The following is a 17,079-nucleotide window of genomic DNA, read 5'->3' on the forward strand; positions in this document are numbered from 1 at the left end:
CTCAATATTTTGCACGAATATTCTCTCTCCACCCTCTTCTCAAATTTGAAAAAGGAATTAGTTTAACCACAAAAAGTAATATCTTTCTTTTGGCTGCGCGCTGTTTTAAGTACCTTTTATAAAAATTATCAAAATCAGAATAGCTCTTGGCTCTTAAGAAATACAAGAATGGTTTACTAAGCAAATTTCTGCTTTTATTAGATAAATATGGATCAACATATTTACTCATAAATTCCTTTATTATATCAAATAAATATTTCTTTTGTTCTTCATCAAGAGTTAATCTTAAATATCTTATTTCGAAGGGTTCATGCTCTACGAATAATGCCAAATGAAAGCTGTGAGAGTAAAAAAGATCGTTCTTTTCGTAGAACTTGGATAGTATAGAAAACCAACTCGGTATTTGATGGAGTACTTTCCAACTATTCTCATTAATCTTAACGTGATTTTGACTGCTGTGTTTACGATAATGATAATTACCCTGCAAATTCACTCCTACAGATGTAGTCAATGCCAATAACTGATGAGAAAACAATCCATCTTCGCAGGGCTGAATATGTTCTGGAAATCTTATTTCCGGATGATCAACTAAAAAACTCCTTTTCAGAAATTGTGCACAGGTTGGTAAAGCTGTTACATTTGGCAACCGCTTACAATACTCTTCTCCGACTATTGTAATATCATTGGAATTCTTCTCGGCAGATTCAAAAGAACTTTTAATGAAATCTGAATCCAAAGTATCATCCGAATCCATAAAAAACACATAATTGCCTTTTGCCTGAAGCAATCCCTTATTCCGGGATATCGACACCCCTGAATTTTCCTGATCAATAAATTGGATACGCTTATCTTTCGACGCATATTCCTGACAAATCAATGCGCATTTATCTGTACTACCATCATTGACCAATATCAATTCAAATTCCTGAAAACTTTGATTCAGTACGCTTTGAATAGTTTCATGTAAAAACTGTTGGACATTATAAATCGGTATAATTATGGAAACAAGAGTGTGATTCGAAGTGTTGACCATTTACAAATGTTCAGAGATTATACCAGAAATACAAACTTTAAAGATATTTTATTTTAGCGCACTTTCCAATTTTTGCTTATTAAGTTTGAATTCGCGATATTTAAATTCTCCGGATTTATATCCTACTACAGCTCCAAAATCAATGACCTCATTATCGCTTTTCATCGGAAATATTGCTGACCGATACACATTCTTCTCAACCATCGGTTTAGCTAAAACGACAAAATTAATTCCATCTTTAGAATAAGCAAGATACAAAGCATCTGCTGTGTATTTCTTAACATTCCCCACTGCTAGACATAAAAAATAATACCCGTCTACATAAGCAGCCTGAATGTGCCACGGAGCGTAATTTTCATCTACCATTTTCCAGGGCATATTCACAAAATTCACGATTTTACTTTGCTTAAATAAGCTAAAATTAAGGCCATCGTTAGAAGTTCTTTGAACAATATAGGAAAGCTCTTTACCTTTAAAGTTCTTATTCCCGGTATTCAACTCCACTTCATAACTAACAAATCTGTTTCCGTTATGAACCATTGTTGGTGATAACAAATGATTATTCTTCGGTGAAAAAGGAGCATTACTTGTATAGGCAATTTCCAGAGGAGTCCAGCGAATGCCATCTGTAGAAGTCTGTTGCACAATTGTGCGGTGTGCGTTCGTTTTTAATTTATCTGTGTTATTTTTACTTTTTACACATTTATTTTTAAAAGTCTGAGCCGTTATAAAGCTTCCTCTGTAGTACAGGTAGAATTTATTATTGACATATACCCAGTCTACATCAGACCAGAAACCTTGTCTTGGATCCTGTTTATTCTCCAGAAAGCTTTCTCTTGAAGAAGGAGTACGCATCAGAGGGCTCATAATCCCTAGCGGACTGACCCAGTTTAATCCGTCATTGGAAACTACAACTGTTGGATTCTCATATCGCTTGGATTCCTGAGTCGTTCCGACATACCCGAAATATGGCGTAAACACCATCCAATACTTATATCCGTTAAATCCATTCGGAAAGTATTGCACATCCGGATGACAGTAACTGTTGTTTGTTCCCGATATATCTTTGAAAAATGCAGACTCAAAACTTCCTGCATAATTTCCATTTGCCGTAACCTGTATATTGATTTTTCCGATATCCAGCAGAAAGTCAGGAGTATCTACTTTTGGGACAATAGCCTTTAGAGGAGGTACATCCTCAGCATAAAATGAGTCTTCCGATTTAGTACATGCAAAAAGCAATGCACAACACAACAGGGCCAAGAAAATATTTCTCCACATGTTTTGACAATGGCTAATAAAATTTTATTATTTCAAATGATCATTTCTATATCTTTAACATAGAAATCAGGCATTCTATTTTTTTGTCGAAAATAGAATAAATCCCTGATATCTGATATTCTTTTTTATAATTTGACAAAACTGTAAAATGCAACTTAAAACTCTCTTTATCATACGTCATGCAAAGGCAGAAGAGCATTCTTTTGCCAAACAGGATTTCGATCGTAATCTTATCGAAAAGGGCGAAGAACGTGCACATCGTATAGCACAGGAATTGAAAGATCTTATAACGATAGATCCGCAAACATTATTCATATCTTCTACCGCAAATCGTGCCTGGCAGACAGCCCAGATTTTTGCAGATGTATTGGGATATCGCAGAGACAGGATCCAATTGGAAGACTCCATATATGAATCTCACCACTTCAATATATTAGAGGTCATTAATCAGGTCCCTTCAACAATACATACGGTTTTGCTTTTTGGTCACAATCCGGGTTTATCAAATGCAGTAGATTATATAACGGATAGACCTGTAATGCTAAAAACTGCAAATGTTGCGCAGATTACATTGCCGGAAGGTTTTGATTTTAACAATCTAAGTATAAATACAGGCACACTAACCCAAATTCTGGATTAATTCTTTTTTGTACCTTTAGCTTGCTATGTCGAATCAACTGCAATATGAGCACTCTCCTTATTTAAAACAGCACGCCCATAATCCGGTACACTGGATGCCATGGGGAGAAGAAGCCCTTACAAAAGCAAAAACAGAAAATAAACTTATTATTATCAGCATAGGTTATTCAGCCTGCCACTGGTGTCATGTTATGGAACGAGAAAGTTTCGAGAATGAGGCTATTGCGCAGACCATGAACAAGTTTTATGTACCCATTAAAATAGATCGGGAAGAACGTCCGGACATTGACCAGATTTATATGACTGCGGTACAGCTGATGACCAATGCCGGTGGATGGCCGCTAAATTGTATCTGCTTGCCAGACGGAAGACCCATCTATGGCGGAACCTATTTTAAGCCTCATGACTGGCAGAATATTCTACTGCAGATTGCACAGATGTGGGAAGAACAACCACAGGTTGCTATAGAATATGCGACTAAATTAACCAACGGAATTCAGCAAAGTGAGCGATTACCAATAAATCCCATTCCGGATCAGTATAGCACAGCAGATTTATCAGCTATAATTACACCATGGGTAGCATTATTTGATACAAAAGACGGAGGGTACAACCGTGCTCCAAAATTTCCTTTACCCAATAACTGGATCTTTCTTTTACGCTACGGGGTACTCGCAGGGGATGAAAAAATTATCGATCATGTTCATTTTACCTTACAGAAAATGGCTTCCGGTGGCATTTATGATCAGATTGGCGGAGGCTTTGCACGCTATTCTGTCGATCCTTACTGGCATATACCTCATTTTGAAAAGATGCTGTATGACAACGGGCAACTGCTATCCCTGTTTGCAGAAGCTTATCAACAAAGACCATTGCCCTTTTATAAACGCGTAGTACACGAAACTATACAATGGGCTAACCGCGAAATGCTGGCACCTAATAATGGTTTTTACTGTGCACTGGATGCTGACAGTGAAGGAGTGGAAGGAAAATACTATTCTTTTTCTAAAAGTGAAATAAAGGATGTATTGGGTGAAGATGCTCCATTGTTTATCTCCTACTTTAATATAACAGAGCAAGGAAACTGGGCTGAGGAATCAACCAATATTCCCATTCTTGATATCGATGCTGATCAAATGGCTTTGGATGCCGGATATTCAGCGGAAGAATGGGAGACCTATTTAGCTGCCGCCAAAGAAAAACTATACCGTTACAGAGAGACCAGAGTCAGGCCGGGACTGGACCACAAGCAACTTGCCACGTGGAACGCTTTAATGTTAAAAGGATTAACAGATGCATACCGTGTCTTTGATAATTATTCCTATCTGGATACTGCAATAAAAAATGCGCATTTTATTCTGAATGAATTAATGAAAAGTGATGGCCGGATACTCCACCAGCCAAAGGATGCCAATCGGGAAATATTTGGATTTCTGGATGATTATGCCTTTACGACGGAAGCCTTCATTGCATTATATGAAGCCACATTTAATGAAAAATGGCTCGATCTGGCCAGGCAATTAGCTGATAAAGCATTAGAGTTGTTCTATGACATCAACCAAAAAACCTTTTATTATACAGCAGATTCTTCCGGAGAACTCATCGCCCGGAAAAGTGAAATTATGGATAATGTAATCCCTGCATCCACTTCCACCATAGTCCTTCAACTCAAAAAATTAGGCTTATTATTTGATAACGAAGACTATACTGCTGTAGCGGATCAGCTTTTCGCAAATGTATTTCCACAGCTCAAAACTTATGGATCCGCGTACTCCAACTGGAGCATTTATCTGCTTGAAGAAATATACGGTAACAATGAAATTGCCCTTGTTGGTGAAAATGCAGATGTGTGGAGAAAGGAATTGGATCAGCACTATATTCCAAATAAAATTACATTAGGTGGAACAAAAAGTAAACTTCCTTTGTTATTAAATAGACAAGGTATTGGATCAAAAGCATACCTTTGTAAAAATAAAACCTGCAGTCTTCCACAGGATTCGATTGCATCAATACTGAATTTACTCAATGATAACGGGAATGATTAGTTTCCCATAATTTAATTCTAATGGCAATAGCAACAAACAACGTTGTAACATTAACTTACACACTTCACACGGTTAAAAACGGTGAAAAAACTTTCGTAGAACAAACCAGCAATGAAAACCCTTTGGATTTCTTGTATGGTGTTGGCATGATGCTTCCAAAATTTGAAGAAAATATTGCAGGTCTGAATGTTGGTGATAAAATTGATTTTGAACTTGCTCCGGAAGACGCTTATGGCGAAAAAGACGAGCGTGCGGTCGCACAATTACCAGCTGACATGTTCAAAGAAACAGGTTTGCCTCCGGTAGGTGAAGTTCTGCCTTTACAGGACAATCAGGGCAACCAATTCCGTGCTGTAGTCGTAGAAGTTACTCCGGAAGCCGTAGTAGCAGATTTGAATCACCCAATGGCAGGTCAAACTTTGCATTTTGAAATTGAAATCCTTTCTGTTCGTCCGGCAACAGAAGAAGAATTGTCTCACGGTCATTCACATGGTCCGGATGGCACACACAGCCACTAATTCTTCGGAATAAAACATAACGGGTCTGAATTGCTTCAGACCCGTTTTTTTCTTTACAGAAATTTATGACAGCGCGTCTAATACTTAATCGCTCTCAACATCTCCCTTTTCCCCGGAGCACCCGGAGCCTTTTCGATCTCAAAACCCAAAGCTTTCATACTTCGTTTCAGATTACCGGTTATAGCATAGGTCACAAACATGCCTCCTGGTTTGATATATTGAGCGATATGCCCCAGAGCTTCATCAGACCACATTTCAGGTTGATGAACAGCAGCAAAAGCATCAAAATAGACAACATCAAATTGCTTATCCGAAGTAAAATCCATCAATAAAGTATGGGCAATATGCAGATTCATATTTTCCGTTACAGACAGACTGCTGTCTAAAGATTGGGTATAGTTCTCTGTAAAAGAATTCCATATTAACGGATCAACGTAAGCATCGTATCCCGTATCTTTAATTACACTCAATGGCAATGGATATCCTTCTATTCCCACATAGTCTACAAGAATATCGGAGCCAGAAACGTACTCAGCAGTCTGCAAAAAATTTAATCCGGTGCCAAATCCGATTTCCAGAACGGATACTTTATGCAATCCTGTATGTTTTACATAAAAATCCAGTCCCATCTGTATAAATACATGCTTGCTTTCCTGCAATGCTCCATGCTTAGAGTGATAACACTCTCCTATTTCTGCATTAAATAATGTTTTCGAACCGTCACCTGTTATAACAAAATCCATTTCCCTAAAATTTTAACAAAACTAAAACAAAAAAAACCTATTTTTATTCCAAACACTAATGGAAAACGCAAATAAATCATTTATAGAAAATTATGGCAGCATTCTTTTGCTGTTGTTAGGTATTATAATAGGCTGCCTTATTGGTATCTTTGCCAAAGACATTGTCCCTTATATCAAACCCTTAGGAGACATTTTTCTGAATTTGCTGTTTGTTTCCATTATACCTTTAATTTTCTTTGCTATTTCTTCCTCAGTTGCCAATATTGAAGGCAACCAAAGACTAGGCCGTATTATGGGGGTTATGGCAGCAGTATTTCTAGTCACCATTATTATTGCTGCGATCAGTATGATTATTGTGCTGAAACTCTTCCCTATAGACCAGGTTGTAAGTTCAGATCCGACAGCCACATCCCCGCTGATGGACAACAAAGAATCCTGGGGGGATCGTATTGTACGTTTCCTGACAGTAGGAGAATTTTCGAATCTGTTATCCCGCCAGAGCATGCTTGCATTTGTGATTTTCTCCTTTTTGGTAGGAATAGCGGCAAGAAAAGCGGATGAAAAAGCCAAATCCTTTATCGTATTCCTCAATGCAGGTAATGAAGTGATGAAGAATTTATTGATTATGATTATGAAATTAGCACCTGTCGGCCTGGGGGCTTATTTTGCATTTCAGGTTTATGATCTGGGGCCTAAATTATTCGATATCTATGCCAAACCTATGGGTATATATTATGGATACGGTATTATCTATTTCTTTCTGTTTTTCACTATTTATACTTTTATTGCCAATGGCAGAAAAGGAGTAAACTCTTATTGGAAAAACAATATACTGCCGACTTTTACAGCCTTATCGACATGTAGTAGTCTGGCAACTATGCCTGTCAACCTAAGTGCTTCGCCCAAAATGGGAATTCCCCCTTCAGTCGCAAACGTAGTGATTCCATTAGGTACAACATTACATAAACATGGTTCTGCCCTGTCCTCTATTCTGAAAATATATGTAGCTTTTGTATTGATGGGGTGGAATTTTTTCGATCCTGCAACATTGATTACAGCAGTAGGCATCACCGTATTGGTAAGTATTGTTGCTGGTGGAATACCCAATGGCGGATATATAGGAGAAATGCTGATGATATCGGTATATGGATTACCGACGGAGGCTATCCCGGCTGTCATGATTATCGGAACATTAGTGGATCCGCTGGCAACAGTTCTGAATGCCACAGGAGATACCATGGCTGCGATGCTTGTTACCCGGTTTTCCGGAGAAAAATTTACAAATCAGGACCCTGTAACATAAGTTGCTTAGTCCTATTTTTCAGAATATTCCAGTGGAGTGCATGCTAAAAGCGGAGACCTAACCGTATCGTACCATACTGATGATTAGAGTACATTTTCTTTCCTTCTTTTGTATTAAACACAAATCCAGCATCTACATAGATCTTTCTATTTGACCATGCACCTCCAATATAGTGTTTCATAATATAGGGTTCTATTTCATAAAACTTTTGTTTATCCCGGGCAAACGGACCTCCCTGAATAGTTGCATTATAAAGTTGATAGGTGTAGGATGGGGTATAAAAAAAGTAATACTCATTATCCGTATTTAAAAATCCGCCAGTTCTTGTAAAATGAGAAGTATAATAATCTGCCAGCTTTCCAAAGCGCAATGTAGCCTGAACAGAGGCATGTGAAAAGGCCATCCCGGCTCGTAATGTACCTCCACCTGACAGCTCTAGCTTATTTGAAGCACTTCTCCATATTTTTTTGGAAAGTTTACTCTCTACATCTGCTCCTACAGAAGTATTCAGTTCAGATGCCCAGCTTTCCACTTCATACATAGAAAGTAATCGATGTACATATTTCTGAACCTCCTTACCTTTAGCACCTTTTCCTATAACATTTACTTCTGCTTTAGCTGTCCATACCCATTCATCTCCGTAAACGCGCTGAAACTCCCCATTCAGAAATAAGTAAGCTGTAGAGGGCCTGTCCCAGTACAAAGAGTTCCCGGCCTGTACCTCAATACCGTTGTACAACTGATGTCCCAGTTGAAAGGAGAGTATATCCGTCCGCCTGTTACGTGCCTGCTGCAAGGGAACGGTGTAAGTAATAATCAATCCATTGGTATAATACCTATCCTGCCCATTCATCAGATATACATCATTGTCACTCTGAAATTCCAGCAAATGCGGAAGACGTTCCTGCGAAAATGCAGATGACAGAAACGTGGTGAACACAACAAACCCGATAGAAAAGCGACAAATAAATCTATTAATCTTAAAAAGCATTGTAATATTTCGGATATAGGTCCACTAATATGGCAAGTTAAATATTTTATCCAAATTAGAATATCACCTAAGTGTTAAAAAAGAGCATTTTAGTTAATCTGTTTAAAATAATTCTAAATAAGGTCCAGAATTTGGTTTTTTACTTACTTCCATTCGTATTTCGTAATTTTGCAGTTGATTTAGTGCATTTAAAAATGAAAAAGAGTTCGATCATATTAATTATCATCATTGCGATTGCAATAGCCATGATCTTAGTGATTTACACAGATTCCAGTACATATTCCACGTTCACACAAGCGAAAGAGAAAAAGACTGAACTGTATGTTGTCGGCGTTTTGAATAAGGAGAAACAACTCCATTATGAGCCAACTAAAGATGCCAATCACTTTTCGTTCTATATGTATGACAATGACAGCACCGAATGTCAGGTCGTATTTAACGGTGCAAAACCGCAGGATATTGAACGTTCAGAACAAATTGTATTAACAGGAAAAATGGAAGGAAACATTTTTCATGCAAGTAAAATACTTATGAAGTGTCCTTCCAAATACAATCAGGATCAGATAGAAGTAACTGAATCTGCGGCTACTCCAAAAACAGCATCTATACAATAATTAGAAGTATCATTTATCTTAAACAATGGACGTAAATTACGTTGGTGAACACCTACTACCGGGCAAAATAGGACAATTTTTTGTTATCCTTGCTTTTGGTTCGGCACTTTTATCATTTATCAGCTACTATTTTTCTACACGGAATCCGGAAGACAGTTCCTGGAAAAGAATAGCAAGAATAGGCGTCTGGGTAAATGCTGCATCTGTTGTCGCTATCGGAGCGATGTTGTTTTATATTATTTACAATCATCTCTTTGAATACCATTATGCCTGGTCGCATTCGTCCAAAGCACTTCCAACACATTATATTATTTCCAGCTTTTGGGAAGGTCAGGAAGGAAGCTTCTGGCTATGGACATTCTGGCAAGTTGTTCTTTCCAGCATACTATTGTTTAAAGCAAAGACATGGGAAAGTCCGGTTATGACCTTTGTCATGCTTTGTCAGGCATTTCTGGCCTCTATGCTGCTAGGTATAGAATTATTTGGCTACAGAGTAGGAAGCTCGCCTTTCATCCTGTTAAGAAATGCACTTGAAGCTCCGATTTTCAGCGATCCGAACTACCTGTCAATGATAGCTGACGGAAATGGATTAAATCCGCTTTTACAAAACTATTGGATGGTTATCCACCCTCCTACCCTTTTTCTGGGCTTTGCATCCATGATTGTTCCATTCGCTTACGCTGCTGCAGGACTTTGGACTAAACGCTATAAAGAATGGATCGTACCAGGATTGCCATGGGGAATGTTTGCTGTAATGATTCTTGGAGTAGGTATTATTATGGGCTCATTCTGGGCGTATGAAGCACTTAATTTCGGAGGTTTCTGGGCCTGGGATCCGGTAGAGAATGCATCTATTATTCCATGGTTTACCCTTATTGCGGCCGTACACGTTATGGTAGCCTATAAAAACTCCGGCCATTCTTACTTTACAGCTACTTTTTTAGCTTTGGTCAGCTTTGTACTTGTAATCTACGCATCATATCTCACAAGAAGTGGTATTTTGGGCGAAACATCCGTACACTCTTTTACGAGTCTTGGGATGTCCAGTCAGCTCATCGTATTCAATGTGGCATTCTTAGCTATCATGGTCATATTACTGGTCGTGCGTAAAAAAGAAATGCCGAGTTCACAAAAAGAAGAAGATATCTATTCGCGCGAATTCTGGTTGTTTATAGGAGCCTTAGTATTAACGGTAGCCTGTGTACAGATTATCTCTACGACATCCATACCAGTATACAATGCTATATTCAAAACTGACGTAGCACCTCCGATAGATCCTATACCTCATTATAATAAGTGGCAGGGAGCTTTTGCAGTAGTGGTACTGATCCTTACTGCATTCACGCAGTTTCTTAAATACAAACGTACCGATTCCAGAAAATTTTTCGCAGCAACTGTCGCCTCCCTGATTATTGCATTATTGCTTACAGCCGGTATTGTCTATGTCACTAAAATATACAGCAATTTCATGTATATCCTGATTGCATTTGCCAGTATATTCAGTGTTCTTGCCAATCTGCGCATTCTCGGAGATGCTTTCAAAGGAAAATGGAGATTAGCCGGATCGGCAGTGGCGCATATCGGATTTGCCCTACTTGTATTAGGCGCATTGGTGGCAGCAGCTACCAATCAGGTTATTTCGGTAAACAACAGTGGGTATATAGCTGTTGCAGGATTTGATAAAGTTGAAAAACCCGGAGAAAACCTGTTCCTTACAGAAGGAGAACCCGTTCAAATGGGAGAATATCGCCTGACATATATCGGGGATAGTGTAGCCAGTCCAAATGTCTTCTACAAGATCAAATATGAAAAACTGGATGAAGAGACAGGAAAAGTAAAAGAAGATTTCGTACTGATGCCATTTGCACAGAACAACCCTAAAATGGGAGGGTTGATCGGTACACCATCGACCAAGCACTACATCACGCATGATATTTATACGCTGATCACAGCTGCACAGGCCGACACGCAATCCCAGGCAGCAGGCAAGGATAAAGATGAAAAATCCAGTTTTGATGATTACGAAGAGCCGGCAACTTATCAGGTGAATATAGGCGATACGCTACGCTACCGGAATGGCTATTTCGTCATTGAAGGTGTCAATAAGAATGCAACATTGAATAAGATTCCAAAGGCTCCTGAAGATGTACTGGTAGGTCTGAAAATAAAGGTTGTATCTAAGAATGATAAAAAATATGAAGCCGAGCCGATATTTCTGATTAAGGGCGGAAATACATTTGACTTCAATAAAGATATCGAAGAAGAAGGATTAAGATTCCGGTTCACCAATATTATTCCTCAACAGGATAAACTGGAAATCATGGTATATCAGAAACCTCTGCCTGAGAAAAAATGGATTGTATTCAAAGCGATCAAGTTCCCGTATATCAACTTTTTCTGGTGCGGAACGATTGTCATGACGATCGGTTTCATCATGTCGATTTATCGCCGAATCAAAGACGAAAAAGTAAAAAAACAACCTGCTAAAGCATGAAAATCGTAATCCTCGGAAGCGGCAATGTAGCGAATCATTTTGCACTTCGCTTTGATCAGTTAGGATATCAGATCGTACAGGTATATAGTCGTCGTAAAGCCAATGCTCAAGCATTGGCTTTACGCTTTAATGCTATTGCTACAGATGATCTCGATACGGTAGACAGACTTGCAGATCTTTACGTGATTGCTGTAAGTGACGAGGCCATTCCCGAAGTAGCAGCGCATTTGCCCGCAGATATAGACGGAATAGTTGTTCACACATCTGGAGCTACAGACTTAAGTATTTTACAGGTATTTACGCATTCGGGAGTATTGTATCCGGTACAAAGCATTTCCAAGAATATAGAAACAGATTTTGCACAGATTCCAATTGGCGTGGAAGCTAATGATACCAGTACTATGGAAAGCTTGTGGAAAATTGCGACAGCACTATCTGATCATGCATTCGAGTGTAATAGTAAACAGCGTATGGCTTTACACGTATCAGCCGTAATCGTAAACAATTTCTCCAACATCCTCTATCAGCTCTCCTACGAGATTATGCAGGATAATAATTTATCTTTCGGACTCCTTCTTCCCATTATACAGGAGACTGCTAAAAAAGTGCAAAATAAGCCGCCAATTGATGGACAAACCGGACCGGCAATACGAAATGACAATATTACGATAAATAAGCATTTAAACTTTCTCAGAGAGAATCCTCCCCTGCAAACAATCTATCAACAATTGACATTGGAAATTGCCAAAAGAAGAGACAAGTAATCGTTTCATTGCAAATCAAACAAATCTTTTCATAACCGTTCAAATATTTCTTTTTGAACAGTATACTTTCTAATTTTGTTGCTTTATTCATTGAAGGAATGGCAACTTATAACGTTGCTATTTTAGCATTCAATTTTAAAATTTATGCTTTTACCAACATTTATAATTCCACACCACAACTTGCTAGCGTAAATCTTAGCACCCTATTTGCTATAACAATAACAAACTTTATAACATCATAGATTATGCCTGTTAGAAATCTAATCATCGGAACCATTGCTTTAGTTAATTTCATTATCATTTCCTTTGGACTGATTTTCACTTCCAACTGGTTTTGGCTATTAATTATTCCATTTCCAATGCTACTGATCGCTGTGTACCACACGATCCAAACTAAACATGCGATTTTGAAAAACTATCCATTGGTTGGATATTTCAGATTTTTCTTCGAATCTATTCGTCCGGAAATGAGACAATATTTTTGGGAATCAGATACAGATGGTCGTCCTTTCAGCAGACGTCAGCGTTCTATCGTGTATCAACGAGCAAAAAATGAACGGGAAACGGTAGCTTTCGGAATGCAGAGTGATCCCAATGCTATTGGCAATGAATGGGTGGCACACTCCGTTTTCCCTTGCCATATCAACAATCACGACCTGCGCACCACAGTAGGTAACTCACAATGTAAACAGCCTTACAGCCTTAGCGTATTTAATATCTCAGCTATGAGTTACGGTGCATTGAGTAAAACAGCTATTACAGCCCTGAATAAAGGAGCCGGATTACAAAATTTTGCACATAATACAGGTGAAGGTGGTATCAGTGAATATCACGTAAATGGCGGAGATCTGATCTGGCAGGTCGGAACGGGTTATTTCGGATGTCGTAATGAGGACGGTAAATTTGACGATAAGCTTTTTGAAGAAAAATCAAATCGTCCTTATGTAAAAATGGTGGAGTTAAAACTATCTCAGGGAGCTAAACCGGGTCACGGAGGTATATTGCCCGCAGCCAAAAACACACCTGAGATCGCAGCGATTCGTCATGTCATACCAGGTACAGATGTAATGTCGCCACCAGCGCACAGCGCATTTTCTACACCGGAAGAAATGATGTTGTTCATTCAGCATATGCGCGATCTTTCAAATGGTAAACCAATTGGGTTTAAAATATGTATAGGAGATAAGCAGGAATTCATTGACATCTGTCATGCTATGCAGATTACTCAGATTGTACCCGACTTCATCTCGATCGACGGATCCGAAGGGGGTACAGGAGCTGCACCTCTTGAATTCACCGACAACCTTGGTATGCCTTTATATGATGCTTTGACATTTGTCACTAAGACATTAATTGCATTCGGATTGAAGAAACACATCAAAATTTTGGTCTCGAGCCGTATTGTAACCGGATTTGATCTACTTAAAGCGATCGCTTTGGGAGCAGATGCATGTTACAGCGCCAGAGGAATGATGTTCGCATTGGGTTGCATACAAGCACTGAAATGTAACGAAGACGTGTGTCCGGTAGGAGTTGCAACGCAAAAACCGAATCTTTACAAAGGATTGGATGTCGAAAATAAATATGTACGTGTAGCGCAGTTCCATCGCAATACATTACGCGCAACTGTAGAAATTATGGAGGCCTGTGGTTTTAAAACATTAAACGATGTTTCAGCAGACAAGTTTTTCCGTAAGGTAGATAACAGAACAACAATGAGCTTTGAAGAAATCTATTTTGGATCCGAAGGAAAGCTGATCAACAGTCATACTGATTTTGCTCCTAAAGTGTTCAACTAAATAAAAAACAAAAGCCCAGTTCTAAGAATTGGGCTTTTGTTTTATTTGAGGTTAACGTACACCTTGGAAAGTGTATCATGAGCACTGTGAATCGCTTCCGGCGATACTCCTGTCAGAGCTTCAGAAATTGTTTTCGAAGCTTGCTCCAGTCCTTTATGCTTTATTTGACGACCGGATTTAGTCAGATAGATTAAATTAGATCTGCGATCTCCCCTATCATTCACTCTGATCACTAAATTCAGCTTTTCCAGATTGTTGATCAATCTCGTTACACTAGGCTTGTCCCGAAAGGTGCGGTTAGCCAGTTCTTGCTGTGTCAGGCCCTCTTCCTGCCACAGATTGTAAAGAATGCTCCATTGTTCTGCGGTGATGTTAATCCCCGATTCCTTCAGGTTTTGCTGCAATCTTCTGGTAAGGGCGGTTGTCGCCTTACCCGTCAGAAAATTAAAAAAATCTTCTGTGTAAATAGCCTCATTGGTAATCATGGTTTTGGTTTGGTTTAAGTTGTTTATGCAAATAAAACAAATCGGTTTTACATTAGCAATTAAAAACATTACTTTTATTACATCTAATATTCTTATCTTTAAAGATATATGGAGCAATTTTTCCCCTTACTGATTGGTTTAGCAGTTTTTGCTTATAAAATTTACGAGAATTTTAATAAGCAAAAAAAAGAGGCAGAGCAACGCATGCGTCAGCAAAAAAGACCTGTGCAACAGCAGTATAGCCCAAAACCTGTTCCTGCAACACCTCCTCCTCCACCAGTTGTAAAAAAAGAAAAGTACAGCACTATGAGTCACCAAAAGGCTGCTCAGGAGAACAATGAAGTTCCATTGGAAGTATTGAAACTAAGAGAGGAAAGAGAACGTCTGAAATCGGATAAAAAGATACATGTTCCGATTCCTGTATCAGCATCAAAGGAAGAGAAAGTAGTTTTTGACCTGAGACAGGCCGTAATCCAGCAAGCTATACTGGAAAGACCTTATCAATAAGCCCTGAAACCTTTTTTATTTAAGCAAGAAATCGTCCCCGTCTTTCAGAAATGGAAATTCAGCTCTTGCTGTAATCAGATCTTTAGGATTGAGTGTAAATGTATACAAATCCTCATCTTCAGGTTTGTAATAGACTACATCTCCCATTGGTGAGATACACATAGAGCCACCGGAATAATAGATTTCATTACCATCATAACCAACCCTGTTGACACCGATTACAAACGCTTGATTTTCAATAGCTCTCGCCGGGATCAGACTTCTCCAATGTCCCGAACGCTTATCCGGCCAGCTGGCTATGTATACTAATAAATCGTATGCTTCATTCTGATTACGGGACCATACCGGGAAGCGAAGGTCATAACAGATCATCGGACAGATCTTCCAACCTTTTAATTGTAAAATAACACGCTGATTACCAGGCTCAAAATACTGATCTTCGCCTGCCATCCCGAAAAGATGTCTTTTATCATATTTGACAAAACTTCCATTCGGAGACATCCACACAAACCGGTTATAGTACTTTCCTTCTTCCTGAATAATAAGAGATCCTGCGACTACACAATCAAATTTCTTAGACATTTCATAAAGCCAGTGCATAGTAGGGCCATCCATAGTTTCTGCACATTTTTCTACATTATTTGTAAATCCTGTGTTGAACATTTCCGGCAATAAGATCAAGTCCGTCTTCTCCCGTAGTGAAGATAACCTGAGTTCGAGGTTATTAAGGTTCTTCTCTACATTCTCCCAAAATAAATATGCTTGAAAAATAGTAATCTTTATTGTCTCCATGTATGCCTTTCGATGCGCTTTATTTAACTATTTGATTGTTTTACAATATGGTAAAAATAGCCGATTTATCATAATTAAAAATTATGTTATTGAATTCGGTTCAATAGATTCTCTGCTAATGTGATCAACTCAGCCTTTCTTTCTGAAGGTACATTGATTTTTGCTAATGTATCAAAAGCAAGCGTTGTAAAATATTCTTTCTTTCTATTAGCTAACGTCGAAATATCGTATTTAGCGTAAAATTGTTTCATTAATTCTACCTTGTCCGGTTCCTGTTCAAGATCTGCAGCCAAAAGATTCTGAATATGAGGAAGATCCGGCCCGGAAGCATATTCCAGTAATTTAATCAGTAAAAATGTCTTCTTATTTGCGATGATATCTCCCCCCACTTGCTTACCAAAGGTTTCGGGATCTCCATACACATCCAGAATATCATCCTGAAGCTGAAAGGCAATACCAACATTTACTCCAAAGTCGTAAATCAACTCCTGTTGCTCAACGGATGCTTGTGCAATAATTGCTCCCATACGAAGTGCCCCTCCAAGTAATACGGAAGTTTTAAGCCTGATCATATGCAGATACTGCTCCTCTGTCACCTGATCCAGCGATTCAAAATCCATATCCAGTTGCTGTCCTTCACAGACTTCAGTGGCTACTTTATTGAATGTAGTAAGCAGATCCGGCAGATTTTCTTTGGGACATTTGGCAACTTGTTCATATGCCTTCACCAATAAGCCGTCCCCCGAAAGAATAGCAACACTGTCATTCCATTTTTCATGTACGGTCAACTGACCTCTTCTCAGCGGAGCTTTATCCATAATATCATCATGGATCAGCGAAAAATTATGAAAATACTCTATGGCCAAAGCAGCAGGTACTACTTTTCCCATATCTTCCTCCCCGAATAGCTGAGCACCCATCAATGTCAGTACTGGCCGTACCTGTTTACCTTTTAAAGTCAGGATATAACGGATAGGATCATACATATTTGCTGGTTCCAGCGGAAAAACCGCAGAGGTAAGTGCTTCTTGAACGTAACGGGAAAGAGTGATACTTGTATTCATAGTTTTT

General features: G+C 38.8%; 16 protein-coding genes. 9 read left to right on the forward strand and 7 right to left on the reverse strand.

The annotated features are described in order from the left end of the window. Nucleotide 1: 1 nt before the first annotated feature. Nucleotides 2-1,033: a glycosyltransferase family 2 protein gene (locus tag I6J02_RS04270; RefSeq protein WP_201680598.1), complete on the reverse strand. Its 1,032-nt coding sequence runs from the start codon at nt 1,031-1,033 to the stop codon at nt 2-4. A 48-nt stretch (nt 1,034-1,081) separates the two neighbouring features. Next, the gene (locus I6J02_RS04275) at nt 1,082-2,314 is read right to left on the reverse strand and encodes a hypothetical protein (protein ID WP_201680599.1); all 1,233 of its coding nucleotides are present in this window, start codon (nt 2,312-2,314) and stop codon (nt 1,082-1,084) included. A 148-nt stretch (nt 2,315-2,462) separates the two neighbouring features. Here I6J02_RS04275 and I6J02_RS04280 point away from each other — a divergent pair, with 148 nt between their 5' ends. From I6J02_RS04280 to I6J02_RS04290, 3 genes are read left to right on the forward strand one after another with little or no spacing between them, the layout of a single operon-like run. After that, nucleotides 2,463-2,954 (forward strand): SixA phosphatase family protein, encoded by a 492-nt coding sequence (locus I6J02_RS04280; protein WP_201680600.1) that lies wholly within the window; start codon nt 2,463-2,465, stop codon nt 2,952-2,954. 25 nt (nt 2,955-2,979) lie between these two features. Continuing rightward, nucleotides 2,980-4,998, forward strand: coding sequence for a thioredoxin domain-containing protein (locus I6J02_RS04285; protein ID WP_201680601.1), 2,019 nt, complete (start codon nt 2,980-2,982; stop codon nt 4,996-4,998). Between the two features lie 20 nt (nt 4,999-5,018). Next, a complete protein-coding gene (locus tag I6J02_RS04290; RefSeq protein WP_003011188.1) occupies nt 5,019-5,516 on the forward strand; it encodes a peptidylprolyl isomerase in 498 nt (165 codons plus the stop codon). Between the two features lie 77 nt (nt 5,517-5,593). Here I6J02_RS04290 and mnmD read toward each other — a convergent pair whose 3' ends face one another. After that, nucleotides 5,594-6,259: a tRNA (5-methylaminomethyl-2-thiouridine)(34)-methyltransferase MnmD gene (gene mnmD, locus I6J02_RS04295; RefSeq protein WP_201680602.1), complete on the reverse strand. Its 666-nt coding sequence runs from the start codon at nt 6,257-6,259 to the stop codon at nt 5,594-5,596. A 58-nt stretch (nt 6,260-6,317) separates the two neighbouring features. On the opposite strand from mnmD, the gene I6J02_RS04300 reads away from it, so the two are divergent. After that, nucleotides 6,318-7,562 carry a dicarboxylate/amino acid:cation symporter gene (locus tag I6J02_RS04300; protein ID WP_201680603.1) on the forward strand — a complete coding sequence of 415 codons (1,245 nt, stop codon included), beginning with the start codon at nt 6,318-6,320 and terminating at the stop codon, nt 7,560-7,562. Between the two features lie 43 nt (nt 7,563-7,605). Here the strand turns inward: I6J02_RS04300 and I6J02_RS04305 are convergent, their stop codons facing one another. Then, entirely contained in the window at nt 7,606-8,553 is a 948-nt protein-coding gene (locus tag I6J02_RS04305) for a lipid A-modifier LpxR family protein (RefSeq protein WP_201680604.1), read from the reverse strand. 194 nt (nt 8,554-8,747) lie between these two features. On the opposite strand from I6J02_RS04305, the gene I6J02_RS04310 reads away from it, so the two are divergent. From I6J02_RS04310 to I6J02_RS04325, 4 genes are all read left to right on the forward strand, one after another. Further along, nucleotides 8,748-9,167 carry a cytochrome c maturation protein CcmE gene (locus tag I6J02_RS04310; RefSeq protein ID WP_003011198.1) on the forward strand — a complete coding sequence of 140 codons (420 nt, stop codon included), beginning with the start codon at nt 8,748-8,750 and terminating at the stop codon, nt 9,165-9,167. Between the two features lie 25 nt (nt 9,168-9,192). Next, a complete protein-coding gene (locus I6J02_RS04315; RefSeq protein WP_201680605.1) occupies nt 9,193-11,661 on the forward strand; it encodes a heme lyase CcmF/NrfE family subunit in 2,469 nt (822 codons plus the stop codon). Continuing rightward, entirely contained in the window at nt 11,658-12,425 is a 768-nt protein-coding gene (locus I6J02_RS04320; RefSeq protein ID WP_201680606.1) for a Rossmann-like and DUF2520 domain-containing protein, read from the forward strand. Before I6J02_RS04315 ends, I6J02_RS04320 begins: the two co-directional genes overlap by 4 nt. A 245-nt stretch (nt 12,426-12,670) precedes the next feature. Further along, on the forward strand, nt 12,671-14,224 hold the full coding sequence (locus tag I6J02_RS04325; RefSeq protein ID WP_236582283.1) for an FMN-binding glutamate synthase family protein: 1,554 nt from the start codon (nt 12,671-12,673) through the stop codon (nt 14,222-14,224). Between the two features lie 41 nt (nt 14,225-14,265). On the opposite strand, the gene I6J02_RS04330 is transcribed toward I6J02_RS04325, so the two are convergent. Further along, entirely contained in the window at nt 14,266-14,709 is a 444-nt protein-coding gene (locus I6J02_RS04330) for a MarR family winged helix-turn-helix transcriptional regulator (protein WP_232279827.1), read from the reverse strand. A 108-nt stretch (nt 14,710-14,817) separates the two neighbouring features. Between I6J02_RS04330 and I6J02_RS04335 the strand changes: the two genes are divergently transcribed. Beyond that, nucleotides 14,818-15,216, forward strand: coding sequence for a hypothetical protein (locus I6J02_RS04335; protein WP_201680608.1), 399 nt, complete (start codon nt 14,818-14,820; stop codon nt 15,214-15,216). A gap of 15 nt (nt 15,217-15,231) precedes the next feature. On the opposite strand, the gene I6J02_RS04340 is transcribed toward I6J02_RS04335, so the two are convergent. Together I6J02_RS04340 and I6J02_RS04345 are read right to left on the reverse strand one after the other, a co-directional pair. Beyond that, nucleotides 15,232-16,008: an amidohydrolase gene (locus I6J02_RS04340; protein WP_003000590.1), complete on the reverse strand. Its 777-nt coding sequence runs from the start codon at nt 16,006-16,008 to the stop codon at nt 15,232-15,234. 86 nt (nt 16,009-16,094) lie between these two features. Next, the gene (locus I6J02_RS04345) at nt 16,095-17,072 is read right to left on the reverse strand and encodes a polyprenyl synthetase family protein (protein ID WP_201680609.1); all 978 of its coding nucleotides are present in this window, start codon (nt 17,070-17,072) and stop codon (nt 16,095-16,097) included. Between the last annotated feature and the right edge of the window lie 7 nt (nt 17,073-17,079).

This window comes from Sphingobacterium spiritivorum (assembly GCF_016725325.1).
In the GTDB taxonomy this organism is placed as follows: domain Bacteria; phylum Bacteroidota; class Bacteroidia; order Sphingobacteriales; family Sphingobacteriaceae; genus Sphingobacterium.